Origin of the sequence: Rathayibacter sp. SD072, assembly GCF_017355185.1 — a bacterium.
Lineage (GTDB): Bacteria > Actinomycetota > Actinomycetes > Actinomycetales > Microbacteriaceae > Rathayibacter.
The window spans coordinates 1-13,125 of the sequence record NZ_JADILJ010000029.1; the positions used below are offsets into that span (position 1 = coordinate 1).

Genomic DNA, 13,125 nt, shown 5'->3' on the forward strand with positions numbered 1-13,125 from the left:
TGCGCGGCGGTCGGGGTGGGAGTCGCAGTGGGCGTCGGCGGGGGCGCCGCAGTGGTGGTGGCACTCGGAGTCGGAGTCGCCGTCGGCGTCGGAGTCGCGCCCCCCGCGTTCCGCACGACGAGGCGCACCCCCGCACTGGTCCCGGTGTTCCCCGCGGCGTCCCCAGCGCGGGCGGTCACGGTGTAGGTCGCGTCGCGCCAGGCGCGGGTGTCGGCGGTGAGGGCCCAGCGGCCGTCCGAGCGCTTCGCGCCGTCGCCGACGCGCGTGCTGCCGGACCAGAACGAGACGGAGGCGACGCCGACGTCGTCCGTCGCCGTCGCGACGAGGGTGGCCGGCCCCGACACCGTGCTGCCCGAGGCGGGGGATGTGATCCTGACGACCGGGACCGTGGCGTCCGCGGCGGCCGCGGGCGGGGCCGCGAGGGGCCCGGCGACGAGGAGGAGGGCGAGGAGTCCGACGCCGAGCAGGCGTCCGGTCCTCGACGCCGGAGGCGCGGTCGGACCCCGGCTCCCGGTGTCCTGCGGTGTGCTGTGCCGCGTGCTGCGGGGCGTGCTGTGCGGGGTGGTTCGAGGCATGGCGGAGCGGCCCTTCCGTCGTCGGGAGCGAAGACGGAGAGAGACGTGCGCGGTCCCCCCCGTGGCGCCTCGTCTCCGGTGCTCGCACCCTAGAAGGGGCGCCGCGAGCGCCTCCAGCGGGTTGACCTCTCGCCGAGCCGCGCGCTAGTCGGGGCGGCGCGGCGGGATCCGCCGCTACGCGCGACGCCCGGGGCCCGCTCCGATCGACCAGACCCGCGGAGGGAGCGCACCGGTCACCGCGTGGTCGCCGACGATCCGCGCCTTGAAGACCCACGGATTGTGGCTCGCCGCGGTGCGGGCGTTGCGCCAGTGCCGGTCGAGGTTCTTCGTCGTGCTCACCCCGGAGGCGCCGAGCGCGTCGAACACGTCGGACGTCGCGCGGGTGGCGAGCTGCGTCAGCACGATCTGCGCCTGCGCCGACTCGAGCTCGGCGAGGTCGTTCAGCCGCTCCTCCTCGACGAGGTCCTCCCCCGACGCGGCCTCGTAGGCGAGCTGCAGGGCCTGCGCGGCCTTCTCGACGATCGCCGAGCCGGCGTACGCGGCGGCCGAGACCTGCCCGACGACCTGCAGGATCTGCGGATCAGCGGCGTACGAGTCGGCGTTGCCGTGCGAGTAGATGCGGGTGCGGCCGCGCACCGCCTCGGCGAGCTCGCGCTCGGCGGCGGCGATGGATCCGGCCAGCACCGACAGCAGCACGGCCTGGTAGAACGCGGTCTGGTAGCGGAACCGGGTGCCGAAGTCGACGACGTCCTCGGCCGCGACCACGGCGTCGACGAAGGTGCTGGTGCCGGAGCCCGTGGTGCGCTGACCGAAGCCGTCCCAGTCGTCGGCGTGCGTCACTCCGCCCTGACGGGCGTCGACGATCGCGATGACCGTCGCCCCCGTGTCGGAGCGCTGGGCGAAGACGTCGATCCAGTCGGCGAAGATGCTGCCGGTCGAGTAGTACTTGGTGCCGTTCACGAGGAAGCGCTCGGGATCGCCCTCGATCGGGCTGACCTTGGTGTTCACGTCGCCGATGGCGACGGTGCCGACCTCGGTCCACGCGTTGCCGCCGATCTCGCCGTCGACGAAGCGCTGGAGCCAGCGCTCGCGCGTGCCGTCGGTGGCGACGAGGCGGTCCTCGACGAGCGCGAAGTGCCCGCGCAGGGCCTGCGGGATGTTCGAGTCGGCCGAGGCGAGCTCGGTCAGCAGCCGGAAGAGCTGGGGGAGGGTCGCCCCTGCTCCGCCGTTCTCGATCGGCACCCGCACGGCGCCGAAGCCGGCCGCGGCCAGCGCCCGGATCTGCTCGGCCGGCAGCACGTGGTCGCGCTCGCGGGCGGAGGCGCCCGCCGCGATCTCGGCGAAGAGCGGACGGAAGCGCGCGGCGAGCTCGTCGTAGGGCACGGTCCCGACGGCCGGGGCAGGTGCGGCGGCGGTAGCGGCGGTGGGCGCGGCGGCGGTGGCGACGGTCATGGTCGGCTCCTCTCGAACGGCGCGCCGGAGGCGGCGGCACGGGAGCGACGGTAGCCGCCGGGCGCGACGCGGCGGGTTCTGTGTCCAGGTGTTACGGGGAGTGCCGGGGAGCCGGGGCGGCTGGGGAGGAGAGCTCGACCGGGGAATGCCTGGCGACGCTCGGTGTTGGCACAGGGGATGACTTCGACGCACCCGTCCCCCGCACACTCCGCTCCCGCCGACTCCGACCGCCGCGCCCTCGTGGTCGGCGCGACCGGCATCGCCGGCTCCGCCCTCGTCGATCTGCTCACCGAGCAGGGCCGGCCCGTCACCGCCCTCTCGCGCCGGCCGATCGCCGAGCGCCCCGGCGTCCGCCCGCTCGCGGCCGACCTGCGCTCGGCCGACGACCTCGCCCGCGTGCTCGCCGACGAGCGGCCGACGCACGTCTACTTCACCGCCTGGTCCCGCCAGGAGACGGAGGAGGAGAACATCGCCGTCAACGCCGGCATGGTCCGCGACCTCCTCGCCGCGCTGGCGCACGCTCCGCTCGAGCACGTCGCCCTGGTCACCGGGCTCAAGCACTACCTCGGCCCGTTCGAGGCGTACGGCCAGGGCGCGATGCCCGACACCCCCTTCCACGAGGAGGAGGAGCGGCTGGACGCCCCGAACTTCTACTACGCGCAGGAGGACGAGCTCTTCGCCGCCGCCGAGCGCGCGGGCTTCACGTGGTCGGTGCACCGCTCGCACACGGTGATCGGCCACGCGGTCGGCAACGCCATGAACATGGGCCTGACCCTCGCGGTCTACGCCTCGATCCAGCGTGAGCTCGGCCGGCCCTTCGTGTTCCCGGGCTCGCTCACCCAGTGGAACGGCCTCACCGACATGACGGACGCCACCGTGCTCGCCGCGCAGATGGTCTGGGCCTCGACGTCCGAGGCCGGCCGCGACGAGGCCTTCAACGTGGTCAACGGCGACGTCTTCCGCTGGCGCTGGATGTGGACGCGCCTCGCCGAGCACTTCGGCGTCGAGCCGGTGGGCCCGGGGGAGGAGCCGCAGCCGCTCGAGCAGCAGATGGCCGACGCGCGGCCCGTCTGGCAGCGCCTGGTCGAGCAGCACGGCCTGATCGAGCCCGACCTCGGCCGTGTCGCGTCCTGGTGGCACACCGACGCCGACCTCGGCCGCGAGATCGAGGTCGTGACCGACATCAGCAAGTCCCGCCTCGCCGGATTCACGCTGCACCACCGCACCGTCGACTCCTTCACCGCGCTGTTCGACCGCTACCGCGCGGAGAAGCTGATCCCGTAGGGCGAGCCCCCGCGCACCCTCCCCGTCCGCCCGACCGTCGCCGTCCCGTCGCCTCCCCGTCACCCCGATGACACCGACCGCACCTAGCGTCACGGCATGGCGGCGGCGGTGAGCGGAGCATGATCGAGCGGGTCGACCCGTTCATCGGCACGGAGGCGACGGCGCTCGCCGAGCCCACCGGTCTCGCCGCGACCTGGTGGTCGCCCAAGCCGCTCATCGGCAACACGCACCCCGGAGCGACGTACCCGCTCGGCATGGTCTCGGCCTGCTCCTACTCGGGCGCCTACCCGACCGGGTACGGACGCTACGACCTGGCGCTCGAGGGCGTGCCCCCGCTCATCCGCGAGGGCATCGAGGCCTCGGGCTTCACGCACTTCCAGCAGTCGGGCACCGGGGCGATCCGGAAGTACTACAACTACCTCCGCGTCACGCCCATGATCGAGCCGCTCGACGAGCTCGGCCGCAGCTGGGACGTCGTCGACGAGGTCGCCGAGCCCGGCTACTACGCGGCGACCCTCTCCTCCGGGGTCCGCGCCGAGCTGACCGTCGGCCCCGCCTCGGCCGTGCACCGCTACACGTTCCCGCGCCACCGCAGCGCCCGCGTCGTCGTCGACCTGTCGCTCGGCGGCCTCGCGATCCCGAGCGGAGCGACCGTGCCGCTGCGCGCGCAACTGCGGTCGATCTCACCGGGCGTCGCGAGCGGCGAGGTCGTGATGGAGGGCGCGCCCCTCGCCGTGCACCTCGAGTGCGACGCGCTGCACTGGCGCCAGATGCTCTGGTACGACCGCCGGCTCATGCCGGGCGGCACCCGGCTCGACTTCGACCACATCCGCCCGACCACCCTCCGCCCGTTCGGCCTGATGTGGGCGGGGCCCAGCGAGCCCGGCACGACGGTCGAGCTCCGGATGGGCTTCTCGCTCCGCGGGACCGAGCGCGCCCGCGAGAACCTGCACCGCGACGTGCCGCCCACCGGCACCGGCTTCGACCAGCGCCGCGACCGCACCCGCAAGACGTGGCGGAAGCAGCTGCGCCGCATCGCGGTCGACACTCCGTCCACCGATCGCGAGACCGTCTTCTCGACGGCGCTCTACCACTCGCTGATCAAGCCGTGCCTCGCCCCCTCCGAGAGCCCGTTCTGGCCGACCGACGGCCCCTTCGTCTTCGACATCAGCACCATGTGGGACATCTACCGCACCCAGCTGCCGCTGCTCACCGCCTTGATTCCGGAGCGCGCGGTCGAGATCGGAGCGGCGCTGCTCACCATCTGCGAGGAGGAGGGCAACTTCCCGATCGGCTACCGGATGGCCAAGGGCAGCGACCGCTTCTCCCGGCAGGGCAGCGCTCTCGCGCACACCTTCCTCGCCGACCTCTGCCGACTGGGCCTGCCCGGCATCGACTGGGACGCGGCGCTCGTGCACATGGCGGAGGACCTCAAGCGCACCTACGGCGAGGAGTTCCTCGCGGCCGGCGAGGCGCATCCGATCAGCCACACCCTCGACCTGGCCCAGGGCTACTGGTGCACGGCCGTGGTGGCGCGCCACGTCGGCGACCGGGTGCTCGCGGAGCAGCTCGAGGAGCGCGCCGCGCAGTGGGTGAACGCCTTCGACCTCCGCACCGGGCTGCTCAAGGACTCCACGTACTACGAGGGCACGCGCCACAACTACTCCTTCCGCCTGCTGCACGACATGGCGGGCCGCATCGCGCTGAGCGGAGGCGACGACGCGTTCGTCGCGCAGCTCGACGAGTTCTTCGGCTACGGCGCCGAGCCGGTGACGCAGCCCGGGCTGCGCCCCGCTCGCGCCGAGATGGCGGAGGGAGCCGCGCTCGGGCGCTTCGAGGGCCTCAACAACGAGCCCGACATGGACGCTCCCTGGGCCTACCACTACGCGGGCCGGCCCGACCGCACGGCCGAGATCGTGCACGGCGTGCTGCACCAGCGCTTCGGCACCGGCCGCGGCGGCCTGCCCGGCAACGACGACTCCGGCGGGCTGAGCTCCTGGTACGTCTGGGCGAGCCTGGGGCTGTTCCCGGTCGCCGGGCAGGGACTCGTCCTGGTGAACGCACCGGCGTTCTCCCGGGTCTCGGTCGCCGTCGGCGGGGCCGACCTCGAGATCCGCACCACCGGCTTCGTCGAGCCCGTGCCCGGCGCAGCGGTGCAGTACGTGCAGTCGGCCGAGTTCAACGGCGCCCCCCTCGTGTCGAGCGCGATCAGCGCGGCCGAGCTGCACCGCGGTGGCGAGCTCACCCTGCACCTCGGACCCGAGCCGTCGGAGTGGGCGACCGCCCCGGAGCACCGGCCGCCGTCGCATCCCGCGCGGCCCGCCGCCACGACCACCAGCACCACCCAGCCCTAGGAGGAGACCATGGACCAGAGCACTCACGCGAGCACCGTGCAGAATCGGCTCGTGATCGTCGTCCGGGCGGATCCGGTGATCTGCGGGCACTCGGTCGAGGCCCGCAATCTCGCCGAGACGGCGCTCGAGCGCGGCTTCGACGAGGTCCGCATCGTCACCTGGCCGATCGAGCGCCTCGAGGCGGCGGGACTGCCGCTGAAGCCGCTGGACGCGGTCCTGCCCTACAGCGAGGGCATCATCGTGGAGCGGCCGGCGCCGGTCGGCGACTACAAGGTGCCGGACGGCCGCTACCTCGCCGGCATGATCGGCCGCCTCATCGAGCTGTTCACCGACGGGGTGCCGACGGTCTGCTTGTCGCTCTACCTCAGCCCGCACACGATCGCGGTGTCCGACGCCCTCCGCGCCGCCTGGAGCACCGGGCTGCCCGTGAACGTCACCACCATCGCCGAGGCGGTGGGCTCCGACGTCACGAACGTCGTCCGCCGCGCGGTCGAGGAGGGGCGTCTGGGCGCCGCCGCCCACATCTTCGCCTCCTATCTCTCGCAGGACCACTGCGTCGCCGTCTCGGAGTACACCCGCGACCTCGTCGTCGAGGAGGCCGAGCGGATCGACGCCGTGCACGGCACGCGCTTCGCCGAGCAATGCCGGTCCCGCATCGCGATCTCGTACCCGGCGATCGACTCCGACGCCTACTCCGACCTCGATCCGGTCGCCCTCGACGACCTGATCCGGGCACGCGGGCTCCGCCGGGACGGCTACGTGCTCTTCCTCTCGCGCCTCACCGAGGCCAAGGGCGTCGAGGACCTCATCACCGGCTACGAGCGCAGCCGCGTCCACGAGCAGCACGAGCTCGTCATCGCGGGGCGAGGCCCTCAGGAGGCGGAGCTGCGCCGGATCGCGGCCGCCTCGCCGCTGGCGCACCGCATCCGGTTCCTCGACGACGTCGGAGACGCCGAGAAGCCCTACCTGATGGCCGGCTGCTCGGCGTTCGTGCTGCCGAGCAAGCCCCGGCCCGAGTTCGTCGAGACGTTCGGCATCGCGCTCGCCGAGAAGATGCTCGCCGGGGGCGGTCCCGTCATCACGACCCTCACCGGCGGGATCGGGGAGGCGATCGGCGAGCACGCCTTCGTCGTCCCGGTGGAGGATCCGGACGCGATCGCGTCGCTCCTGGACCACGCGATCCTCGAGCTCGACGACTCCGAGCGCGCCCGACTGGCCGTCGCCGCCCGCGAGTACGCGCTGCGGTTCGACCGCCGCGCGGTGTTCGACCGCCTGTTCGCGCGACTCGGGCGCACGGTCCGGCCGGAGCCGGCGCTCGAGGCGTGAGGACCGCCCTCAGGAGGCGTCGGGGCCTGTTCAGCAGGCCCTAGGCGCTCCGGCGGCCCGCTCCCCGCTGACGGGGCTCCTGCTCATCGGCGGGGAGCGCGAGCCGGTAGCGCACGAAGCGGAGGGTGAAGCTGCGGCGCTCGGAGCCCTCGAGGCGCTCCGCGAGGACCCGGATGCCGAGGACGGCGACGACGCGCCACTGCTCGAGACCGCCGGTCACGACGGCGGTGAAGACGGCTCCGGGGAGGACCTCGGCGTGGGCGGCGCCGGGGTCGCGGGAGTCGTCGGCCGTCGCTCCGCTGCTGCCGTCGGCACGGACGTCGACGCCGTCGGAGGGATCGAGGGGCTCGACGCGCTCCTCGCTGCAGGGTGAGATCTCGATGGTCATTGTCGCCGGCTCCTGGGGGTGGCGGACCTGTCCGCGGCGCTTCGGGTGCGCCTCGCACCCGACCGCCGGTCGCGGGCAGGGGGACCCGGCGACCAGCGGTCGGTCATGCGTGCGGCTCGGGGGCGAGCCCGCCGGAACGCCCTCCGCACCGCCCTCGCAGTGTAGGGGGCGTATCTGGGTTCTGGCGCGGAATGTCAACCACTTGCGGGGTGGCCGTTCAGACCGACGATCGTCGGTCTCGAACGCACCGAAGGCCCGTCCCCGCTGGGGATCGGGCCTTCGAAGGAGGTCGTCCGGATCGGATGCTCGATCGGGAGCCGATCGATCCGGGTGCCGGGGCGGATCAGGCGGCGGACTCGGCCCGACGCAGCGGCACGGCGGCCTGCGACGCCGGCTCGGGGACGATGCGCAGCCCCGCTCCGCTGTTCGCGCGCTCCATGAGCGCCTCGACCCACTCGGGGTTGATGGTGGGCTGGCGGCTGCCCTTGAACTCGAACTGGATCGGGATGGTCGGGTGCATCCACACGCCGCGGCGGCCGGTGCCGGCCTGGGGGGAGGCGTCCAGGGTCAGCAGGAAGCGCTCGTCGCGGCGGAACTTGTTGATGATGACGATCTGAAGATGGGCGAGAGCCCGGTCCTCGACCTCGATCGAGGCGGGAGGGGTGCCGTAGAGGATGTTGCCCATGATCTTCTCCGATCAGACGAGTGGATGCGGTCCGATCAGCATATCGCTAGACAGACTTCCTACTAGTCAAGCTAGTTACTTCTGCTCGGGGGATTGACCCTCGGCGCGACCCGCACTACACGCTCTACGGCGAGCGGCGTGCGCCAGTCCTTGCCGTCGGCTCAGCGACACGGTAGCCACCGCAGGTGAACGGATGGCGAGGGGTGGCGAAGGCGTCACCGGGAGCCCGGACGGGCCGCGCGTCAGGCGCGGCGGCGCTCCGGAGCGCTCTCGACGAGCTCGTCCGCGAACGCCTGGTCCGCGAACGCGATGTCGGCGGTCTCGGCCGGGTTCTCGACGATGTCGCGCATCGTCGAGAGGAAGCGGATCACCGTGCGGGCCTCGACGGGGTCGAGCTGCTCGGCCGCTTCGAGCATCCGGCGGTGCATCTCGTCGAGCGTCTCGCGCACCTCGCGGTGGGAGGTCGGCGTGGCGACGATGCGGATGGCCCGGCGGTCGCTCGGATGCGGCTGGCGCACCACGTGACCGCTCTTCACGAGGCGGTCGATCAGGACCGTGGTGGAGGCGGAGGAGATGCCGAGGTAGGCCGCGAGGTCCTTCGGGCTGACGTGCTGACCCGTCTGCTGGCGGCGCATGAGGAACTGGACGGCGAGGAGGTCGTTCTCGCCCATCCCCATCGACCCGCGCGTGCGGCGGCGCATCGCGGTCTCGGCCGTGCGGAACGCCCTCATCGCGGCGAGCACCTCGACCGCACCGGGCTCGCTCGACTCACCCGGGAACCAGAAGGCTCCGGGTCGAGTGGTCGCGACGTCGTCCATGCAGGACAGTCTAGACAGTCATGTAGCAAGAACATCTAGTGATGCCAAACCCCGTCCCACCGGCTTGTGCGGCGACGTCCCCTCCGATAGAACTCTCGTAGCTAGTTAGACGAGCTAGCGATATTCAGGGGGTGATGCGGCGTGATCGACGAGCTCGACCTCCTCCCCGCCGGGACCTCCGTCGATCCGCTCCTCGGAGCGACCCTGTCCGGCCGCTACCTCGTGCTCGAGCGCATCGGCGAGGGAGGCAGTGCGAGCGTCTACCGCGCTCGCGATCTGCGCCTCGCCCGGCCCGTCGCGGTCAAGGTGCACCGCGCCGTCGCCGACACCCCGAACGAGCGGGCCCGCCGCGAGCGCGAGATCCGCATGCTCATCGACTCCCGCCACTCCAGCGTCGTCGAGATCCTCGATCAGGGCGAGATCGCCCAGGAGGAGGGGGAGCTGTCCTACCTCGTCCTCGAGTACTTCGATCCCGCCGACCCGGCCGCTGCCTGGTTCTCGTCGCGTGACGAGCGGATGATCGCCGAGGTCGGCGCTCAGGTCGCCGACGCGCTCGCCCACCTGCACGCCCGCGATGTGCTGCACCGCGACGTGAAGCCCGAGAACGTGCTCGTGCGATCGCGTCCGGTGCCGGCCGGCTCCTCCCTCCGCGAGGCCAAGCTCAGCGACTTCGGCATCGCGCGCTCCGTCGACGACGCGCGCCTCACCCGTCCGGACCTGCTCGTCGGGACCGCCGGGTACCTCAGCCCCGAGAGCGTGGGCGCGGGGCCCGTCGGGCCGTCCTCCGACGTCTACTCGCTCGGCCTCGTGCTGCTCGAGGCCCTGACGGGGAAGCGGGCCTACGAGGGCACGACCCTCGAGATCTCCCTGCAGCGGATGCACCACGCCCCGGTCCTGCCCGCCGGGCTCCCCGAGCGCTGGCGCGCTCTGCTCGCCGCGATGACCGCGCTCGACCCGGAGGAGCGCCCCTCGGCCGCGACCGTGGCGGAGCGGCTCTGGAGCGGCCTGCACGGCGCCGGCCCGACCGCGCCCGCGCGGATGCGGCTGCACGGGCTGCTCGCGACCGTCGCGACGCTGGCGGTCGGCGCGCTCTCGGCGCTCTCGCTCACGGGCGTACTCGACTGACCGGACGCTCCGTCCCCCTCCGCCCGCATCGCGCTCCCTCAGGGCTTCCGGAGCGGCAGTGACGTAGTCTCCCGGCCATGAGCCCCCGTCGACTCTTCCGCGTCCTGTCCGTCGTCGAGGCGGTGACCTGGACCCTCCTGATCGCCGGCATGCTGCTGAAGTACGCCGTCGGAGTCGGCGACTGGCCCGTCAGCGTCGCCGGCCCGATCCACGGCTTCGCCTTCCTCGCGTACGGCGCGGCGGCGCTCGTCCTCTCGGTCAACCAGCGCTGGTCGATCGCGGCGACGGTGCTCGCGCTCGCCAGCGCGGTGGTCCCGTACGCGACCGTCCCGCTCGAGCGCGGCTTCGAGCGCCGCGGTCTGCTCGAGGGGGAGTGGCGCCGGCTCGCCGGGGACGATCCGCGCGATCACCGCCTCGCGAGCCGGCTGCTGCGCTGGGCTCTCGTCCGACCGGTGCTCGCGGGTGCACTGGTGCTCGCGGCCGTCGCCGTCGTGTTCACGGCGCTGCTCGTGGTCGGGCCGCCCGGCGGCGGCGAGGCGTAGCCGCCCTCAAGCGGTCCGGCGCGAGACCGCGTCGATCAGGATCTCTGCGGCCCGTCGGGCGTGCAGCGCGGACTCGGGCGTGCCGGCGATCGCCGCGGTGGTCTGCGCGCCCTCGGCGAGGATCGCGAGCTGCGCGGCGAGCTCGGCGTCGCCTCCGATCTGCTCGGCCAGCTCGGCGAGGAAGCGCTGGAACACGGCCTTGTGCTCGCGCGCGAGCTCGGCGACGGCGGGGTTCGACGAGCCGAGCTCGCCGAAGGCGTTGATGAACCCGCAGCCGCGGAACGTGTCCTCCGAGAACCAGTCGAAGAGGAAGTCGTAGATGGCGAGGAGCTTCTCGCGGGCCCCCTCGACCCCGGCCACGCGGGCGGTCACCCCGGCGGTCCATCCGGCGTGACGGCCGTGCAGGACGGCGACGACGACGGCCTCCTTGCTGGGGAACTCGGAGTAGAGCCGCTTGAGCGAGACGCCGGCCGCGGTGCGCAGCTCGTCCATGCCGACCGACAGGATCCCGCGCGCGTAGTAGAGGCGGTCCGCCGCCGCCAGGATCGCCTCGCGGGGGGTGGGGACGGGCACCGCCCCACCCGGGGTCGGGGACGCCGGGAGGGCGTCGGCTGTCGTGGTCGCGGGCATCGTCCCATGGTACGCGTCGTCAGAACGCGCGTTCTCGGACCGACGGGAACCGGCTGCTCCGGTGTCGGACGCCGGTGCTAGCGTCGGCCCTGCTCGGACCCCGAGCACGATCCCGGAGGGGGACGGCATGGTTCTGCAGATGCTCGCCGACGAGTACTCGATCGCGTCGCTGCGCCCGGCCGAGGTCGAGCTCGGCGAGCCCGGGCCGGGGTCCGTCCGGATCCGGGTGCGCGCCGCGGGGGTGAACCCCTCCGACGCGAAGCTGCTCTCCGGGGTGTTCGGGCGGGGCCGCACCCCCGTCCGCCCGGGCGGCGAGGTCTCGGGAGTGGTCACCGCCGTGGGCGAGGACGCGGTCGGTCCGCTCGGTGCGCTCCGCGTCGGCGACGAAGTGGTCGCGTTCCGCGTCTCGGGCGGCTGGAGCGAGGAGCTCCTCGCGAGGGCGTCGTCCGTCCTGCCCAAGCCTGCGGGGCTCGGCTGGGAGGCGGCGGCCGGGCTCCTGCTGACCGGCACGACCGCGGTGCACCTGCTCGAGGCCACCCGGGTGGCGGCGGGCGAGACCGTGCTCGTGCACGGGGCGAGCGGAGCCGTCGGCAGCCTCCTCGTGCAGCTGGCCGTCGCGCACGGGGCCCGCGTGCTCGGCACGGCGAGCGGGCGCGGCGCCCCGGTCGTGCGGCGCTTCGGCGGCGAACCCCTGGCCTACGGGCCGGGCCTCGAGCAGCGCGTGCGCGCCGCCGCACCCGACGGGGTGGACGTCGCGCTCGACACGGCCGGCACCGACGAGGCGCTCGACGTCTCGGTCGCCGTCGTCGCCGACCGCTCCCGCATCGCCACCATCGCCGGCTTCGAGCACGCCGAGCGGCTCGGCGGCGTGCTGCGGCTGGGCGGGGGAGCGGGGGCCGACCCCGGCACCGCGCTGCGCGACTCCGCTCGAGCGCCCCTCGTCGAGGCCGCCGGTCGCGGTGAGCTCGAGGTCGTCCTCGGTCCGTCCTTCCCGCTCGTCGAGGCGGCCGCCGCGCTCGAGCTGGTCGCGTCGGGCCGCGCGGGCGGCAAGGTGGTGCTGATCCCCTGAGCGAGACGCGCACGGTGGAGCTCCGGGCGGACGGGCCCGTCGACCTCGCGGCCACCGCGAGCCTCCTCCGCAACCACGCGGTCCCCGGTGCCGAGCGGGTGGCCGAGGGCGGTCGCCGGCTCGAGCGCCTGCTCGTCGTCGACGGGCGACCGCGCCACGTCGTCCTCGAGCTGACGGAGGCGGGAGCGCTCGTGACGGCGGACGGCGATGCGATCGACCGGGTCGCGGTCCGGGTGCGCGCCTGGCTCGATCTCGACTCCGACGTCGAGGCGATCGGAGCGGCGCTGTCCGCCGATCCCCGGCTCGCCGCGTCCGTCGCGGCGCGGCCCGGTCTGCGCGCGATCCGCTATCCGGAGCCGTTCGAGGCCGCTGTGGCGTCGGTGCTCGGGCAGCAGGTGTCGGTCGCGGCGGCGCGCACCTTCGCCGGACGGGCGGTGGCGGCGTTCGGCGGCACCGGCCCTGCGGGACTGCGGCTGTTCCCGTCCCCCGTCGAGCTGCTCGCCGTGCCCCTCGAGGAGCTGCGGGCGGCGATCGGAGTGACGAACGCCCGCGCCCGCACCGTCCGCGCCGTCGCGGCCGCGTTCGCCGACGGGCTGGTGCTCGACGCCGCCGGCGATCTGCCCGAGCAGCGGCGCCTCCTGCTCGCGATCCCCGGCATCGGTCCGTGGACGGCCGATTACCTCGCGCTGCGCCTGCTCGGCGACCCCGATGCCTTCCCGGCGGGCGATCTCGTGCTGCGGCGTGCGCTCGGCGGCGTCTCGACGGTGGCGGCCGACGCGGAGTCGGAGCGCTGGCGTCCGCACCGGGCGCACGCGGCGTACCACCTGTGGGCCCTCGCGGGCGCGGTCTGAGCCCTCGCGGGGCGGTGGGTTCCGAG

13 protein-coding genes are annotated in these 13,125 nt (G+C 73.7%); 7 read left to right on the plus strand and 6 right to left on the minus strand.

The features are described from left to right. Together IOC53_RS12085 and IOC53_RS12090 are read right to left on the minus strand one after the other, a co-directional pair. Positions 1 to 575, minus strand: a 575-nt coding sequence (locus IOC53_RS12085) for an Ig-like domain-containing protein (RefSeq protein ID WP_242683273.1), incomplete at its 3' end; no start/stop codon positions are given. Between the two features lie 174 nt (positions 576 to 749). After that, positions 750 to 2,027 carry an acyl-CoA dehydrogenase family protein gene (locus tag IOC53_RS12090; protein ID WP_207406056.1) on the minus strand — a complete coding sequence of 426 codons (1,278 nt, stop codon included), beginning with the start codon at positions 2,025 to 2,027 and terminating at the stop codon, positions 750 to 752. A 177-nt stretch (positions 2,028 to 2,204) separates the two neighbouring features. On the opposite strand from IOC53_RS12090, the gene IOC53_RS12095 reads away from it, so the two are divergent. From IOC53_RS12095 to IOC53_RS12105, 3 genes are all read left to right on the plus strand, one after another. Then, a complete protein-coding gene (locus tag IOC53_RS12095; RefSeq protein ID WP_207406058.1) occupies positions 2,205 to 3,311 on the plus strand; it encodes an SDR family oxidoreductase in 1,107 nt (368 codons plus the stop codon). 119 nt (positions 3,312 to 3,430) lie between these two features. Further along, positions 3,431 to 5,665: a glycoside hydrolase domain-containing protein gene (locus IOC53_RS12100; RefSeq protein WP_207406060.1), complete on the plus strand. Its 2,235-nt coding sequence runs from the start codon at positions 3,431 to 3,433 to the stop codon at positions 5,663 to 5,665. A gap of 9 nt (positions 5,666 to 5,674) precedes the next feature. Further along, the gene (locus IOC53_RS12105) at positions 5,675 to 6,991 is read left to right on the plus strand and encodes a glycosyltransferase (protein ID WP_207406062.1); all 1,317 of its coding nucleotides are present in this window, start codon (positions 5,675 to 5,677) and stop codon (positions 6,989 to 6,991) included. A gap of 40 nt (positions 6,992 to 7,031) precedes the next feature. Here IOC53_RS12105 and IOC53_RS12110 read toward each other — a convergent pair whose 3' ends face one another. From IOC53_RS12110 to IOC53_RS12120, 3 genes are all read right to left on the minus strand, one after another. Then, complete coding sequence (locus IOC53_RS12110; protein WP_207406064.1) at positions 7,032 to 7,379, minus strand: hypothetical protein; 348 nt, start codon at positions 7,377 to 7,379, stop codon at positions 7,032 to 7,034. Positions 7,380 to 7,722: 343 nt separating this feature from the next. Beyond that, entirely contained in the window at positions 7,723 to 8,064 is a 342-nt protein-coding gene (locus IOC53_RS12115) for an ATP-dependent DNA ligase (RefSeq protein ID WP_207406065.1), read from the minus strand. A 242-nt stretch (positions 8,065 to 8,306) separates the two neighbouring features. Next, the gene (locus tag IOC53_RS12120) at positions 8,307 to 8,882 is read right to left on the minus strand and encodes a MarR family winged helix-turn-helix transcriptional regulator (protein ID WP_207406066.1); all 576 of its coding nucleotides are present in this window, start codon (positions 8,880 to 8,882) and stop codon (positions 8,307 to 8,309) included. Between the two features lie 141 nt (positions 8,883 to 9,023). On the opposite strand from IOC53_RS12120, the gene IOC53_RS12125 reads away from it, so the two are divergent. After that, the gene (locus IOC53_RS12125; RefSeq protein ID WP_207406067.1) at positions 9,024 to 10,007 is read left to right on the plus strand and encodes a serine/threonine-protein kinase; all 984 of its coding nucleotides are present in this window, start codon (positions 9,024 to 9,026) and stop codon (positions 10,005 to 10,007) included. Between the two features lie 77 nt (positions 10,008 to 10,084). Beyond that, complete coding sequence (locus tag IOC53_RS12130) at positions 10,085 to 10,549, plus strand: DUF3817 domain-containing protein (protein WP_207406068.1); 465 nt, start codon at positions 10,085 to 10,087, stop codon at positions 10,547 to 10,549. A gap of 6 nt (positions 10,550 to 10,555) precedes the next feature. Here IOC53_RS12130 and IOC53_RS12135 read toward each other — a convergent pair whose 3' ends face one another. Further along, positions 10,556 to 11,179, minus strand: a complete 624-nt coding sequence (locus IOC53_RS12135) for a TetR/AcrR family transcriptional regulator (protein ID WP_207406069.1) — start codon at positions 11,177 to 11,179, stop codon at positions 10,556 to 10,558. 127 nt (positions 11,180 to 11,306) lie between these two features. Here IOC53_RS12135 and IOC53_RS12140 point away from each other — a divergent pair, with 127 nt between their 5' ends. Beyond that, complete coding sequence (locus IOC53_RS12140; RefSeq protein WP_242683274.1) at positions 11,307 to 12,248, plus strand: NADP-dependent oxidoreductase; 942 nt, start codon at positions 11,307 to 11,309, stop codon at positions 12,246 to 12,248. Positions 12,249 to 12,262: 14 nt separating this feature from the next. Continuing rightward, complete coding sequence (locus tag IOC53_RS12145) at positions 12,263 to 13,099, plus strand: DNA-3-methyladenine glycosylase (RefSeq protein WP_207406070.1); 837 nt, start codon at positions 12,263 to 12,265, stop codon at positions 13,097 to 13,099. Positions 13,100 to 13,125 lie beyond the last annotated feature (26 nt).

Excerpts from the sequence above, each read along its gene's own strand:
- IOC53_RS12090 (WP_207406056.1), bottom strand. The coding sequence starts at position 2,027 with ATGACCGTCGCCACCGCCGCCGCGCCCACCGCCGCTACCGCCGCCGCA.
- IOC53_RS12095 (WP_207406058.1), top strand. The coding sequence starts at position 2,205 with ATGACTTCGACGCACCCGTCCCCCGCACACTCCGCTCCCGCCGACTCC.
- IOC53_RS12100 (WP_207406060.1), top strand. The coding sequence starts at position 3,431 with ATGATCGAGCGGGTCGACCCGTTCATCGGCACGGAGGCGACGGCGCTC.
- IOC53_RS12105 (WP_207406062.1), top strand. The coding sequence starts at position 5,675 with ATGGACCAGAGCACTCACGCGAGCACCGTGCAGAATCGGCTCGTGATC.
- IOC53_RS12110 (WP_207406064.1), bottom strand. The coding sequence starts at position 7,379 with ATGACCATCGAGATCTCACCCTGCAGCGAGGAGCGCGTCGAGCCCCTC.
- IOC53_RS12115 (WP_207406065.1), bottom strand. The coding sequence starts at position 8,064 with ATGGGCAACATCCTCTACGGCACCCCTCCCGCCTCGATCGAGGTCGAG.
- IOC53_RS12120 (WP_207406066.1), bottom strand. The coding sequence starts at position 8,882 with ATGGACGACGTCGCGACCACTCGACCCGGAGCCTTCTGGTTCCCGGGT.
- IOC53_RS12130 (WP_207406068.1), top strand. The coding sequence starts at position 10,085 with ATGAGCCCCCGTCGACTCTTCCGCGTCCTGTCCGTCGTCGAGGCGGTG.
- IOC53_RS12135 (WP_207406069.1), bottom strand. The coding sequence starts at position 11,179 with ATGCCCGCGACCACGACAGCCGACGCCCTCCCGGCGTCCCCGACCCCG.
- IOC53_RS12140 (WP_242683274.1), top strand. The coding sequence starts at position 11,307 with ATGGTTCTGCAGATGCTCGCCGACGAGTACTCGATCGCGTCGCTGCGC.